This window comes from Haloferax sp. s1 (assembly GCF_058382125.1).
Map to the genome: position 1 here is coordinate 1 of NZ_JBZRPK010000671.1, position 13917 is coordinate 13917.

General features: G+C 61.9%; 17 protein-coding genes. 9 read left to right on the forward strand and 8 right to left on the reverse strand.

The genetic code is table 11. From position 1 onward, the window contains the following. The first annotated feature begins 72 nt into the window (after window positions 1–72). Window positions 73–357 (forward strand): DUF5789 family protein, encoded by a 285-nt coding sequence (locus QT222_RS16225; RefSeq protein ID WP_004058637.1) that lies wholly within the window; start codon window positions 73–75, stop codon window positions 355–357. A 96-nt stretch (window positions 358–453) separates the two neighbouring features. On the opposite strand, the gene QT222_RS16230 is transcribed toward QT222_RS16225, so the two are convergent. After that, window positions 454–1458, reverse strand: a complete 1005-nt coding sequence (locus QT222_RS16230) for a DUF5784 family protein (RefSeq protein ID WP_491477763.1) — start codon at window positions 1456–1458, stop codon at window positions 454–456. A gap of 115 nt (window positions 1459–1573) precedes the next feature. Between QT222_RS16230 and QT222_RS16235 the strand changes: the two genes are divergently transcribed. Further along, on the forward strand, window positions 1574–1750 hold the full coding sequence (locus tag QT222_RS16235; RefSeq protein WP_004058633.1) for a DUF5786 family protein: 177 nt from the start codon (window positions 1574–1576) through the stop codon (window positions 1748–1750). Window positions 1751–1780: 30 nt separating this feature from the next. Here the strand turns inward: QT222_RS16235 and QT222_RS16240 are convergent, their stop codons facing one another. From QT222_RS16240 to QT222_RS16250, 3 genes are all read right to left on the reverse strand, one after another. After that, entirely contained in the window at window positions 1781–2476 is a 696-nt protein-coding gene (locus tag QT222_RS16240) for a DUF7530 family protein (protein ID WP_004058631.1), read from the reverse strand. A 31-nt stretch (window positions 2477–2507) separates the two neighbouring features. Beyond that, on the reverse strand, window positions 2508–3440 hold the full coding sequence (locus QT222_RS16245; protein ID WP_004058629.1) for an NAD(P)H-binding protein: 933 nt from the start codon (window positions 3438–3440) through the stop codon (window positions 2508–2510). Between the two features lie 90 nt (window positions 3441–3530). Next, window positions 3531–4415, reverse strand: coding sequence for a YkgJ family cysteine cluster protein (locus QT222_RS16250; protein WP_491477764.1), 885 nt, complete (start codon window positions 4413–4415; stop codon window positions 3531–3533). Window positions 4416–4550: 135 nt separating this feature from the next. Between QT222_RS16250 and QT222_RS16255 the strand changes: the two genes are divergently transcribed. From QT222_RS16255 to QT222_RS16265, 3 genes are all read left to right on the forward strand, one after another. Continuing rightward, window positions 4551–4754, forward strand: coding sequence for a DUF7561 family protein (locus QT222_RS16255; RefSeq protein WP_004058617.1), 204 nt, complete (start codon window positions 4551–4553; stop codon window positions 4752–4754). An 80-nt stretch (window positions 4755–4834) separates the two neighbouring features. Beyond that, on the forward strand, window positions 4835–6724 hold the full coding sequence (locus QT222_RS16260) for a helicase C-terminal domain-containing protein (protein WP_491477765.1): 1890 nt from the start codon (window positions 4835–4837) through the stop codon (window positions 6722–6724). Between the two features lie 449 nt (window positions 6725–7173). Beyond that, a complete protein-coding gene (locus tag QT222_RS16265) occupies window positions 7174–7368 on the forward strand; it encodes a DUF7317 family protein (protein ID WP_491477766.1) in 195 nt (64 codons plus the stop codon). A gap of 144 nt (window positions 7369–7512) precedes the next feature. Here the strand turns inward: QT222_RS16265 and QT222_RS16270 are convergent, their stop codons facing one another. The 3 genes from QT222_RS16270 to QT222_RS16280 all read right to left on the reverse strand — a co-directional run bounded on the left by QT222_RS16270 (window position 7513) and on the right by QT222_RS16280 (window position 10340). Next, window positions 7513–8637, reverse strand: coding sequence for a 60S ribosomal export protein NMD3 (locus tag QT222_RS16270; protein WP_004058613.1), 1125 nt, complete (start codon window positions 8635–8637; stop codon window positions 7513–7515). Between the two features lie 84 nt (window positions 8638–8721). After that, entirely contained in the window at window positions 8722–9360 is a 639-nt protein-coding gene (locus QT222_RS16275; RefSeq protein WP_491477767.1) for a phosphoribosyltransferase, read from the reverse strand. Window positions 9361–9449: 89 nt separating this feature from the next. Then, entirely contained in the window at window positions 9450–10340 is an 891-nt protein-coding gene (locus QT222_RS16280; RefSeq protein ID WP_004058609.1) for an NAD-dependent epimerase/dehydratase family protein, read from the reverse strand. A 97-nt stretch (window positions 10341–10437) separates the two neighbouring features. Between QT222_RS16280 and htpX the strand changes: the two genes are divergently transcribed. From htpX to pspAB, 3 genes are all read left to right on the forward strand, one after another. Next, the gene (htpX, locus tag QT222_RS16285) at window positions 10438–11319 is read left to right on the forward strand and encodes a zinc metalloprotease HtpX (RefSeq protein ID WP_004058607.1); all 882 of its coding nucleotides are present in this window, start codon (window positions 10438–10440) and stop codon (window positions 11317–11319) included. A gap of 92 nt (window positions 11320–11411) precedes the next feature. After that, window positions 11412–12506, forward strand: coding sequence for a phosphotransferase family protein (locus QT222_RS16290; RefSeq protein ID WP_491477768.1), 1095 nt, complete (start codon window positions 11412–11414; stop codon window positions 12504–12506). A 53-nt stretch (window positions 12507–12559) separates the two neighbouring features. Continuing rightward, window positions 12560–13165 carry a PspA-associated protein PspAB gene (gene pspAB / locus QT222_RS16295; RefSeq protein WP_004058603.1) on the forward strand — a complete coding sequence of 202 codons (606 nt, stop codon included), beginning with the start codon at window positions 12560–12562 and terminating at the stop codon, window positions 13163–13165. A gap of 25 nt (window positions 13166–13190) precedes the next feature. On the opposite strand, the gene QT222_RS16300 is transcribed toward pspAB, so the two are convergent. Beyond that, window positions 13191–13388 (reverse strand): DUF8144 family membrane protein, encoded by a 198-nt coding sequence (locus QT222_RS16300; RefSeq protein WP_004058601.1) that lies wholly within the window; start codon window positions 13386–13388, stop codon window positions 13191–13193. Window positions 13389–13557: 169 nt separating this feature from the next. Between QT222_RS16300 and QT222_RS16305 the strand changes: the two genes are divergently transcribed. Continuing rightward, the coding region (locus QT222_RS16305) for a helix-hairpin-helix domain-containing protein (RefSeq protein ID WP_491477769.1) at window positions 13558–13917 on the forward strand (360 nt) is incomplete at its 3' end.

Here is a 13917-nt window from a genome sequence, read left to right on the forward strand (position 1 = left end):
AAGGTATGCAATGGCTCTAAAAGACATACATGGAAAATCATTAAGAATGTGGTCCGCACAGCAATGAGTGTAATGCGCCTGAACGGACTCGGCGACGCCATCGAACGCCACGAATACCCGACTAGCTCGACCGACTTCGCCCAACACTACGGCGACGAAGTAATCGAGCTACAGAACGGTCAGGAGACTGTCGCAGAAATTCTGGCCCGCCTCGGGGAAGAGACGTACACCTGTCCGCAGGATGTTCGTGATGCCCTCTTTACCGGCGTCGGCCACGAGGCAATCGGTCGTCGGTACTACAGCGACCGCGACCCATCCCCGTTCGGCGAGGACGGGCCGCAGATGCTCTCCTTCTAAGCTGAGCACGTCGTCTCCACTCCGGTACTTTTTCGAGAAACCTACACCGCCAAGCCTGCGGCTCGTCAATCCATTCGAGAAGAGGGTACAGCCGAATTAGGAGAGCCACGGCAGGTCCACGGGGACCGAACCTTTCGAGTAGCCTTCGACGTGGCCGGATGGTCGGAGTCGGAAGACGACCGCCGGGCGGTGTCGCACGTCCGGTTGTTCGCCCATAATCGCGGCCCAGTCGTCGTCGGGGAACGACGAGCAATCGACGAAGAGCGTCACGCCGCCACCGTGTTCGGCGAGTTGTCCTTGACCGTTGGTCTTCGTCTGAGCCGTGTCTCGAATTGCAGCCACCGGATTACTCACTGAGCGTCGGTTCGGCGGGAGTGGGCGCGTCACTTCGATGAGCGCGCCGCCCGCTTTCGTGTTCTCGGCGCGGAAGTCGATGGAGTGGCCCGTCGCCACCTCGATCTCCGGCGTGATGTCGTAGCCGGCTTCGGTGAGAAGGTACGCCACGTCGAACTCGCCCATTGCGGCGGCCATCCGTATCGGGTCGAAGTACTCCGACGTACCGAGTTTTCCGGCCATCACTTCGCGGTATTCGTCGAGGACACCCGTCGCGAAGAACGACTCGTAGAACGCCAGTGCCTCGTCGCGGGTCGTATCCGGGAGACCCGCCGAGTGGTCGTGGAAGAACGCGCGCGTCGTCTCTCGTCCGTCTTTAGAGAGGAAGACCGGCAGGAAGAACCACGAGAGGTGCGGATAAGGCTTCAGCCACGGTGATTCGTCGAACAGTTCGGAGATGAGTTCACGCTGTGCCCACTGGGACACCTCGAACGGTGCCTCGTCGAACCCTTCTTTGTCGGTTCGCCACAGGGAACTCGGCGTCTCTGTGTTGCCAATCCAGTAGGCGTGGTCGTCGGTCCACGCGAAAAGTGCGGTGTCACCGTTGTCCATGTCGAACCGTCGGGCTTCGTACCCTTCGGGGGGTGTGTACCACGGTGCACCCATCTCAGCACCGAGATTGGCGTCGAGCGACTGGAATATATCACGGGCTATCCGTGCTTCGTCCCAGTGACCGGGGGCGTAACGAAATCGGAGCGGGCGTGCCACATACGGTGTAGTTCGGCGATTGTTTTTACCCTTTCCTGCCGCCGGGCGAATCTATCATGGTTTTGAACATCTCCGATAATTATATGTGGCATTCTCTCACATGGCTTAGTGAACCATGTCAATGGGTGCCTATGACGAAGCCGAACACGAACGCCGCGAGCGCATGACGAGTCAGGTCGAACCCGGCACCGACGACGACCGGAAGACCTACCGCGGCACTGTCGAGTACGACTCCGGCGACTCGACCGACGCGCTTCTCGAACAGTTCAAACAGATGAAGGCAGACGACTAAGCCGACACCTTCTCAAGCCTCTGCACGTCGCTACGTTCTCGTCAGCAACGCGGCAGCCACGGAGACGACAGTCACTGCCACGACGTGACCGCCAACTGCGACGAGGAGGACCGGTTGGTCCAGTACGAACGGAACTAAAAGCACCTGCGCGACGCCGAATCCGACGTTGAGATAGTTTACTCGTTTGACCGACCGGGCGGTCGGTTCGTCGAACCGGTAGCGGACTGCTCCCCAGAGGTTGACGACGGCGGCCCACCAGGACGTGCCGATACGGTAACAGAGGTCCCACAGTACGAGGAGCGTCAGGTAGACGACGATGACGGGCGGCTCAGCCCCGAAGAGAACCGTCAAAAGCGGTGTCTCTGTCTGCTGCGGGTCGAACACGAACAGATGCGTCACGAGCGCGACGAACGCGAGCACGCCCAGCACAACCTCGATGCTCGACCCGAAGAGAAGGCGACGGTACGGGACGGGAACTGCTGCAGCACGGGTCTGTTCGCCCATGCGGAGCATCACGACGCTGCCGACGGCGGCGACGACGATTGCCGCCGTCCCGGCGACCGCCGCGGTCCACAGGTCGTACACCCACGCGAAAAAGAGAACCCCAACCTCGAACACGGCGATTTGAAGGACAATCGCTCCCCTCTCTCCGATGTTCACGCCCGGGAGCGCGCCGACGATACTCTCGTAGACCCACGTCTCGCCGTACTCGGTGGTGTCGTTCATGCGTTTACCCTCCCTTCCTGCGAACACACGGTCACGACGCCGTCGTTGGCGTCTCGACGGTAACCGTCGTCGATTCCCGTTCTTCTTCGAGAAGTGCCCGCTCTACCGCGACATCGAAGGGCGTCTCGTCGACTTCCACGATGTCACGGATGCGGTCGTCGGTGACGACGACGGGATTCTTCAGGCCCTCGATGAGCGGGCGGGCGACACCCGTATCCACGTCGGTCACGAGTCCAATCCAGTACGACGAGAGTCGGGGGGTCAACACGGGTACAGGGAGGATTTTCGGTGATTGCCCGAGGTGTTCACCGACCCGCAGTAGCATCTCGCGGTAGGTGAGCACGTCCGGGCCGCCGATTTCGTAGGTCTCACCCGCCGTTTCGGGATGGTCGAGTACGCCGACGAGATAGGCGACAACGTCTCTGATGGCGATGGGTTGACACCGCGTTTCGACCCACTGCGGCGTCACCATCACCGGGAGACGCTTTGCGAGTTGGCGAACCATGTCGAAACTCGCACTCCCTGCGCCGACGATAATCGCCGCCCGGAGCGTCGTGAGTTCGGGCGACGACGATGCAAGAATGTGTTCGACTTCGCGCCGCGAACGGAGGTGCGGTGAGAGTCGGTCGCGCTCTTCGCCGAGTCCGCCGAGATAGACGACCCGCTCGACACCCTCGGCGGACGCCGCGTTGATGAAGTTGCGCGCCGCGAGACGGTCCCGCGCCTCGAAGTCGCCGCCGGACTGCATCGAGTGGATGAGGTAGTACGCCGCGTCGACACCCTCCATCGCGGGTGCAATCGTCTCCGGTTCGAAGACGTCACCTTCGACCACCTCGACTTCGTCCGGACCGTCGTACCGTTCTGCATCGCGAACGAAGACGACGACATCGTGTCCAGCATCGAGGAGGGCGGGGACGAGATGCCGACCGACGAACCCGGTCGCACCGGTCACGAGAACTCTCATGTGGTATGCTGACGTCCCACTAGGTGTTAAACTCTCGTCACCTTTGTCGGAGTAGACGACTGGTTGTCGCGCCAGCACTCCACCCGCCCTTCAGTCGTCGGCCCGAATCGTGTCCCAGCCGGGTGTTTCCGGCGCACCGCGGTCGACTTCGACCTCGTCGGGTGCCGGTGCGCTTTCGGCCGCAGCACCGAGTGCTCCAGCCATCGCACTCCATGCATCGACCACGTCACCGGCCCACGACTCGCTTTCGAGCGCCTGTGCTCGGGCCTCACGGGCGCGCTCTTCGTCGACCTCGGTCGAACCGGGGTGTGACCCGACTGCGACGCCGACGAACTCGGCTCTGTCGGCGGGTGTCAGCGACCGGTCTCGGAGGCGTTGGATGACCCCCGACAGTTGCTCTGGGTCCGGATGGACGAACACCTTCGCGCCGAGGGCGTGGGGGCCGAGGAGCAGGCCGTGTTGGTCTTCCGGCGGAGTCTCGTCGAGGAGACGCTCGCCGCCGCCGTGTCGCTCCACGCGCTCGCACTCGGTTTCCTGTTCGAGGACGAGGTTATGTCCGGGATACTCTGCGCACTCGTCGGGATACAGGTCGGTGTCGTGGATGCGGCACTGGAGCGTCTCGGGGTCGAGAAAGGTACAGGAACGGAGCCACGTCCGCTCCAACCCGAACGGGCCGACCGGCTTCGGTGGCTTTCGCATCCCGACGAAGAACGCCGGATTTCCGGCGACCGTCGCCACCTCGACGCCGTCGATTTCGACACCTTCGCCGGGTGGTGCCTCCCACAATCGGGGCGTAAGCACGTCCCCGAACCCGGCGTCGACGAAGTTTCGAATCTCGTCGCGGGTCAGCGGGACCAGATTGTACGTGTCGTCCAGCGGCGCACGCGGCCCGCGACGCTCGTGGTCGAGCGGGACGGACGAGACTGGTCGCCAGTCGATACAGCAACCTGCACAGCCCTCGCAGTCGACACGCATGCCATAGAAATAGTGCTGCAATCGACATGAACCTCTCGGCTGTATGCACTCGTCGGGTGTCGATGCCGCGTCGAGTGAGGGCACTCCAACTGGACAGGCGGGGTGCTTTTGCCGCTTCGTCGCCTCGATTTTCGTATGACTTCGGAACCGTGTGATGTCTGCGGGAAGGATGTCCGCATCGCCGGCGGTATCGGCGACCTCTGGAACTTCCCCACGTCCTCGTCCGGTGGGATGACGCTCGAACTCGTCGACGGTTCGGAACACTTCCTCTGCTTCGAGTGTATGGAGCGGTTGCCGGGCGACCGCGAACCGACCGCAGAGGACGTGGCGGCGCTCTGAACTCGGATTTCGTCGTATTCTCGCACCGCGACCGCACCCGGGAGCGGTGGATTTAGGCCCACCCGCCGACAGGAACCATCGTGGACCCGTCGCGCATCATCGATTCGTTTCCCGCTCCCAGTTTTCGCGGCAATCAGGAGCAAGCACTGCGTGACATTCGCGACGCCTTCGCCGACGGCAACGACGTGGTGCTGGTTCGCGCCCCGACCGGGAGTGGCAAGTCGCTTCTCGCCCGTTCCATCGCGGGTGCGGCGGCGACCGTCGAGGAAACGTCCCCGGCCGAGGCGACAGACGCCTACTACACCACGCCGCAGGTGTCGCAACTCGACGACGTGGCCGAAGACGCCCTCCTTTCCGACCTCAAGATAATCCGCGGGAAGTCGAACTACAACTGCATCATCCGCGGGGAGAAAGACACGCCGGTCGACCGCGCACCCTGCACCCGCAAGCGTGGGTTCGACTGTAGCGTCCGGCACCGATGCCCGTACTTTTCCGACCGCGCCATCGCCTCGAATCGACAAATCGCGGCGATGACACTCGCGTATTTCATGCAAACCGCCGGTTCGGACGTGTTCAGAAAGCGGGACGTGGTCGTCATCGACGAGGCGCACGGACTCGCCGAGTGGGCCGAGATGTACGCGACCATCGACCTCAAACCCCGAACCGTTCCGATTTGGGACGATATCGGCGTCCCCGACCTTTCGGACGCGGGCGACCCCATCGAACGCGCCGTTCGGTTCGCCGACACCCTTGTCGGCGTCTGCAAACGGGCAAAAGACGAGTTACTGACGAAATCGGAGTTGCTACCCGAGGAAGCCGCCAAACGAGACCGATTACAGGAACTCATCGGCGAACTGAAGTGGTTCGTCGACGACTACCGCGACCCGCAGAGTCCGACGACGTGGGTCGTCGACCAGCACGACGGCGAAGGCTCTCCCATCGCCATCAAGCCACTTGACCCCGCGAAATACCTCAAGCACACCGTCTGGGACCGCGGAAACAAGTTCGCGCTCCTCTCGGCGACGATTCTGAACAAGGCCGCCTTCTGTCGGTCCGTCGGTCTCGACCCCTCGAAAGTCGCGCTCGTGGACGTGGGACACACCTTCCCTGTCGAGAATCGCCCGCTGTACAATGTGACGCAGGGGAAGATGACCTACGAGCACCGCGACGAGACGCTTCCCAACATCGCCCGTCTCGTCGTTCGACTGATGGCGAAACACCCCGACGAGAAGGGTCTCGTTCACTGTCACTCCTATGCGATTCAGGCGGAACTGCGCCGCCGCCTCGCCGAGATGGGACTCGGAAACCGCATCCACGGACACGACCGAAACAACCGTAACGCCGAGTTGGAGACGTGGAAGGCCACCGACCGCCCCGAGGTGTTCCTCTCGGTCAAGATGGAAGAGGCGCTGGACCTGAAAGGCGACCTCTGTCGCTGGCAAGTCCTCTGTAAAGCGCCGTATCTCAACACGAACGACTCGCGGGTCGCCCGCCGCCTCGAAGACGGACAGTGGGCGTGGTACCGCCGCGCCGCCCTCAGAACCGTGATTCAGGCCTGCGGGCGGGTCGTCCGCGCCCCCGACGACTACGGCGACACCTACATCGCAGACAGCAGTCTCCTCCAACTATTCGAAAAGACTCGCACCGACATGCCCGGCTGGTTCGAAGAACAGGTCGACCGGATGTCGAAGCCCGACCTTCCAGAATTCGACCCTGTGGCCGCTGGCGGTCGTGGAAGCAACGCGAGCGGCGGCGACACGCCCTTCGGGAGCGGGTCCGCTGGCCGGACCGGGTCACAATCGCAATCGAGCGGTCGCTCGACTCGTACTTCGGGAACGACCGCGAACCGTTCGACCGGTTCAACCGGGTCGTCTGGAGGGCAAACTGGGGGCAGCAACCGCTCTTCGGGCAATGGGTCGAACGACGGCGGACGCGGCGACCACCCGCTCTCTGATGTCTGGGGCGAGTGACTATAGGATGAACGTGGCCGCAGAGAACAGGCTCGACCCAATCATGAGTGCCACGAGCGTCAGTGCGAGGAACTGCTGTCGGTCCATGGACATGGCTTCTCGGGGCGACAATTAACACTTCGGAGCCAGTTCGCACGGGTGATAACCGCGGACTATCCGCTTTGGTCTTTGGTTACCCCGTTCTCGACAGAGACAGTTTCCTCGCAGTGTCACTCCACTAGTGTCGTGCTATTTCTCGGCATACTTTCGGCAAAAATCGCCACAGTGTCCAAGACAGACGCCGTTACCGGAACGATTCATTAATGATTGTTAATATGAGTGGCTGATTAATTAGAGAATATTGGAATATTGTGGCTGATTGTAAATGTAATCGTGCCTTGTCTGTGTCTTTGACACGCTTTCTCACGAAATAGTTAACATCGGAGGGTCTGAAGAACGCAGTATCGGCCATGCACACCACCGCACTCGCCACGGCGATTACACTGTATCGTAGTGGGACACTCACGCTCTCGCAGGCGGCCGCTCGCTCCGGCTACTCCGAGGACGAACTCGTCGTTGCCCTCCAGCGCCACGGTGTGCCAGTCCAAGAAGCCGACGCTCCCACCGTTTCGACGTCCGCCGACCGGCCGGCGAGCGCCGACTGATTCTGTTTCGGTTTCGATTTCGGTTCGTTCGATTCCTCTCTCGAACCTACTCGGAAGTCACCGGTTTCGACGTAACTTCGAAACGAGTCTTCTCCGTCACATTCGTCCTTCCGTTCGTCGGGAATTGCTCCCGCTTCGTTTCCCCTACTCGTCGTTCTCGACGGCCTCGTCGGGGAGGATATAGAGCTCCGACCGGTTTTTGAGAACCGGAACCATCGCGGCGTCAGTGTCGAAGTAGTCCGGCCGCGGGATGGTCTTGGCCTCGAACGTCACCGGGTCGAGCACCTGCACTGCGTGTTCGTCTTCGACCGTGACGACGGTGGTCTCTTCGGCGTCGTCGACAGAACCGAGGTGTTCGGCATCGGGTCGTTCGCCCTCTTCGAACTCGGATTCGTAGTCGTCTCCCGAGGTGAGACGAACACCTTTGAGTCGCCCGCGGTTGCTCCTGACGAGGACGGGTCCGTCGCCGTCTTCGGGGTCGATAACGTCGCCGGCGGTGTAGCGGGGGAGTCGGGCGACGAAGGTGACGCGGTAGACCTCGTTGCCGTCGCCGTCTTCCGTGACGAGCGTCGGGTGTTCCTCGATGGTGCCGCCGAACCGCTCGCGAATCTGTTTTGCGACGCCGCTTCCCATCTGGTTCGTCGATATCTTGATGTTCGGACCGTCGGGCGTCCGGTTGACCTCCGTGATGAAGGCGTCTCGGTCGCCTTTGTCCTCGCGTTCGGCGATGTAGGATTCGGCGATTTCGATGGCCGTCTCGGCCTCGTCGGTCGTGGGCGTCCGGTCGTCGGCACGGACCTGCACGAGACTGGCGAAGTAACCACCCGCGATGCGGCCACAGCGCTGGCACGTCTCGCGGGCGATGCTCACCGGGACGACCACCGTCTCTTCGAGCGGCGTCCCGCGGACGACGCCCGAGAAGTGGCAGTGCATCTTGATGTTGTTCTCGTCGATTTGCTCGGGTTCGACGCCCCAGCGGACCTCCTCGGCGTTGAGGTGGACGCCGAGGGAGTTCGATACCTCTTCGATGGCGATGTCGGTGTAGTCGCGGGCACCGACGTCGACCCATCGGTTTCCTCGGTGAATCGCACCACACTGTGCACAGACGCGCACCTGCACCTCGTCGGGTGCGTCGACGAGGTCGAAATCCTCGAAGTAACACGAGTCGCAGAGCACGTCGTCGCGCTCGCGGGGCATCCCCGGGAGCGGTTCCGGTCGCTCCGGAATCGGGTCCCCACACCGAGGACAGAAATCGCGGGATTCGCTCATTGAGGGCTTTAATCCACTCGGCTGCTTAAGTTCCGCGTCACGTCTTCGCCGCGTTTGGTCTCGGACCGTCTCCGAATATCTGGCTCACTCGATGGATTCTTCTGAATCCAGATACGCAGCGGCCTCCTCGTCTGTGACCTGCGTAAAGTCGCGGTAGAACGCGCCCACCGCGCCGAACGCCTCGGGTGCGTCGACAGTGACGATGCCGTCACACTCGTCTTCGAGGTCTTCGACTGTGTGCGGTGGGGCGACTGGAACCGCGAGAACGACGCGCTCTGCGCCGCTTCCTCTCACCTGTCGAAGACAAGCCCGCGCGGTCGCGCCCGTGGCGACGCCGTCGTCGACGACGATAACGCGCTTTCCTTCGAGGTTCGGAAGCGGGTCACCGCCGCGGTAAAGAGATATCTTCTCGCGCGCTACTTCGGCCTCGCGCTCGCGCCCCTGTTCGAGGTAGTTTTCGCCCACTCCGAGGTACGACAGGAGGTCTTCGTTCCACCACGCGCTCCCGTCGCCTGCGACGGCCCCGACCGCGAGTTCGGGGTTCCCCGGCGCGCCAACCTTCGACGCAATTACCACGTCAAGGGGTGCTCTGAGCCGGTCTGCCACCTCACGCCCGACCGGAAGCCCCCCACGCGGGATGGCGAGAACAACGTCCGCCTCTTCCTCTTGTTCGTCGAGGAGGTCTGCCAAGCGTCGGCCCGCGTCTTCTCTATCGGCGAACATACGTTCTAGCAATACGCACCCGGTCGGGAAAACGGTGTGTCCCGATTTAGTCCCGATTCCGCTTCTCTCGTCCCCGACTGAGGCTGATTTCACTCCCAAAGCGTCGGTTCGGAGACGGTCTCGTCGACCGCATCGCGCCACGAATAGCTCGGTTCCCAGTTGAACAGGTCACCCGCTTTCGCAGTCGAGAGTGCGGATTCTTCCCCGTCGAGCGAGCAGTCGTCTGGAAGCTCACCCCAGTACTTCTCGGCGGCGCCCGCGGTCGGCCGCCCGAGATACGTGTCTGCGGCCGCTGCGTGGACCGCTTCGTGACCCGAAACCGGATTTTCGAGGGCGGTTGCGACCAGTTCGGCCACGTCGCGCACGTCGACGTACGTCCAGAAGTTCCCTGCTCCGGCTTCGAAGTCACCGGATACCGCGATATCGCGACAGTTGTACTCGCCGGGATACTGAATCCACGACGGGCGGATGGCACAGGACGAGACGTCGTACTTTCGGGCGACCATCTTCGACACCTCTTCACCGGCGACTTTGGCGGTCCCGTATGGGTCCTCGGGCCGAAGTGGGTGGTCCTCGGTAATTGGGAGAACGTCGGGAAGCCGCTTTTCCTCGGCGAAGGCGAAGCCGTAGGCGCTTTCGGACGACGCCCAGACGATTCTCGAATCGGCTCGGGCGGCAGCGACGAGGACGTTGTACGTCGATTGGACGTTCGTCTCGAAGACGCGACTGCCGGCGTGACGGGTCGGCGACGGGATGGCCGCCCAGTGGACCACTGCGTCGGGGTCGATGTCGGCAACGAGGTCGGCCACTTCACCCATCTCCATCAGGTCGGCAGCGCGGAAATCGACGTTCTCGCGGGCGTCAACCTCGAACCCGGGGTGGTCGAGGTCGACGGCGACGACCTCGTACTCCTCGGCGAGGCGGTCGGTTATCCAGCGACCCGAGCGGCCGAGAGCGCCGGTGACGACGAGAGTTTCCATGGTTCGTAGTGGGCCGCAGCCGTCTAAACCCACCCGATGCCGTGCGACACATTTGCACTCCAACAGCGTTTATTAGCCTGATTACTAATCACGGCGTATGGAATGGAAACCGGACTGGGGGCTTCGTGGGCGGATGGCGTTCACGATGTTCCTTCTGTTCGCCCTCTACATCGTCTTTGCAGGGGTGTTAGCAGTCTACTTCACGAACCTGACTGTCGTCGTCGGGTTCATGAGCATCTTCCTCTTCGCCCAGTTGTTCTTCAGCGACAAACTCGCGCTCTACAGCATGGGCGCGCACGTCGTCGACGAAGACGACGGCCCGCAGGCGAAGAAACTCCACGCGATGGTCGGTCGCCTCTCGCAGCAGGCCGACCTGCCGAAGCCGAAAATCGCCATCGCCGACACGTCGGTCCCGAACGCCTTCGCAACGGGTCGCTCGCAGAAGAACTCGGCCGTCTGCGTCACGACCGGTCTGATGCGCACGCTCGACGACGACGAGTTAGAAGGCGTCATCGCGCACGAACTCGCGCACGTGAAGAACCGCGACGTGATGGTCATGACCATCGCGTCGTTCCTCTCCAGCATCGCCTTCCTCATCGTTCGCTGGGGCTGGTTCTTCGGTGGCGACGACAACCGCGAGAACGTGCCGGTCATCGTCGCAATCCTCGCGTCGCTCGTCGTCTGGATTATCTCGTATCTCCTGATTCGGGCGCTCTCGCGCTACCGCGAGTACGCCGCCGACCGCGGTGCAGCGGTCATCACCGGCCGTCCATCCGCGCTCGCCTCCGCCCTGCTCAAGATTTCGGGGCGGATGGAGAACGTCCCGAAGCGCGACATGCGCGAGACCTCGGAGATGAATGCGTTCTTCATCATCCCCATCAAGTCGGACTTCATCGGTCGCCTGTTCAGCACCCACCCGTCGACCGAAAAGCGCGTCGACCGCCTCCGCGACATGGAGCGCGAGATGGAGACGTTCTAGTCGGACGCTGATTTTTTCGGGTTGTCGTGTTTGCACCTCTGCGAGGTGCTTCTCTCTCGCATATTTATGACAGTCTGGTAACCCATCTGTCTATGATGAGCCTTCCTGCGAGTATCGATGTGAACGAATTAGCGTCGTATCTCTCGGCGGAACTCGGGGTTACGGTGACCGATTTTCGGCTTCTCAACGACAAACTCAACGTGATGCTCGCAGTTTCGACTGCGAACGACGAGAATGCCTTCGTGCTCCGGCGGCCGAAGAAGTTGCGACACGACGGGTTGTTCGATGAACTAAAACGGGAGTACGAGCTACTGCAACGCCTCCAAGAGACGGCGGTTCCGACGCAGACGCCGGTGCTGTTCTGTGACGACGAGTCGATTCTGGGAGTGCCGTTTTTCGTGACGACGTATCTCGACGGCGAGACGATTCCGGCCGGGACCGACCTGCCTGAGCGGTTCCAAAACCCGACTGCACGCGAGCACGTCGCGACCGATTTCATAGATTTACTCGCTGAAATACACTCGCTCGACATCGAACCGTTCGCGGATGTCTGTGAACGCCGCTCCCCACGCGAACAGGTTGCCCGTGCGACTGAACGGATGGGAGAGGCTGCGCGCGTGACCGGGCACGACCTCTCGACGCTTCGAACCGTCGCAACATGGTTGCAGGAAAATGCTCCACCGTCGCCGGAGACGACGCTCACCCACGGCGATTTCAGGCCGAGTAATATCGTCTTCGCGGAAAAGAACCACCCCGAGTTTGCTGGCGTCATCGACTGGGAAACGGCGCTGCTCGGCGACCCCTTGACCGAACTCGGCTACGTCTCGCTCTACTGGCGAGACGAGGACGACCCGACGCGCTCGCTCGCCGAACTCGAATCGAAGTACGCCGACGCGGGCGGCATCCAACACGTCAGGGAGCTCGACGAACACGGATTCGCTCCGTTCTCTACGAAACCCGGTAGCCCTTCCAGACGAGAACTCATCGCTCGCTACGAGGAACAGTCGGGTATCGAATTCGAGAATAAGCGGTTCTACCGGACGTATTCGGCGTTTATGCTTGCAACGGTCTGGGCAGACCTCGACCGACACGACGTGGAGACCGGTTCGGGAGCGACCAGAGGGGCGCTTATCAACTACATGTCGCTGGTTGCCGACGACATCGTTCACGGAGAACTCCGCGACTGAGCGCCGACTCGTTCTCCCACGACGCTAAGTTACCAGCCGTCTTACCGGTGGCCATGGGACTCTTCGATTCAGTTCGTGCCGCACTCGGTATCAGCGCCGAGTCCGACGCGACCAGCCGAGCAGACCCCGACGACCTCTTCGGGATGAGCACGGCGTATCTCACGATGGAAGCCGACCTCCGGTTCGACTCGGCCGACGAGGCGGCCCTCTGTTTTTCCTCCGTAGACAGTACCGACTTCACCGAGACCGTCGACGCCGTCGAGGAAATTCTCACCGCCGGGAGCGAAGAAACCGGCACCGAATTCCGCCGCCACACGGACGGTCACGGCTACAATTGGGTCATCCTCGTCGACGACGACCCCGAGGACCTCGTGACGAGCGTCCACTTCGCCGCCGACGAGTTCATCGAGCGCGGCTACGGGTCGCGCCTTCTCGCTGCTCTCTTCGGCTTCCGGCGAGACGGCGACCGTGCCTACTGGGTTTACTCGTTCCGCCGGGGCGCGTACTACCCCTTCGCCCCGCAGGGGACCTCGAAGCGGAACCAACAACTGGAGTTCAAACTCGAATCGGTCCTCGACGGCGAATTAGAAATCGAAGACGACGAGAGCTACTGGTACCCGCTTTGGCCATCGACGCGCGATGGCCACCCGTGGTCGTGAGTCGATGCGGCGGCTTCTCGTTCGCTTAGCGACCGTACAATAGATACGAGAAGCCCATAAACGCGAACGCTGCGCCGAAGAAGAAGACAAACAGCACTCTTGCCAGCGTCTCATATGGTCTGAGCGCCGCCGCGGAAACCGCGCCAGCGACTGCGCTCCCGATGATGAGAAACGCTCCGGTTTGCCACTCTTCGATGAACTCGACGGCGGTCTTTTCCGACATATGTAGTCACAATTTCACTTAGCATAAAGCACTGCTGATGGCCGAATCGCTTCGTCTTCTGACTTCAACCCTCGTCAGACACTCGTCATCGGGTCGCCGCAGTCTTTCGATTTCACTTTCACTCCGCTGTTAACGAGGGTTTATGTGGGTATGGGCGGAACGACTGGGTATGGCAGAAGACGACCTCGAAAATCTCCCCGGCGTCGGCCCGGCTACCGCCGACAAACTCGTCGAGAGCGGTTACGACAGCTATCAGTCCATCGCAGTCGCCAGTCCCGGCGAACTGTCGAACAAAGCTGATATCGGCAACAGCACGGCGGCCGACATCATCAACGCGGCCCGTGACGCGGCCGACATCGGTGGCTTCGAGACCGGTTCGATGGTCCTCGAACGACGCCAGCAAATCGGCAAGCTGAGCTGGCAAATCGACGAAGTTGACGAACTCCTCGGCGGCGGACTCGAAACCCAGTCTATCACCGAAGTCTACGGTGAGTTCGGTGCCGGTAAGTCCCAGGTCACACACCAACTG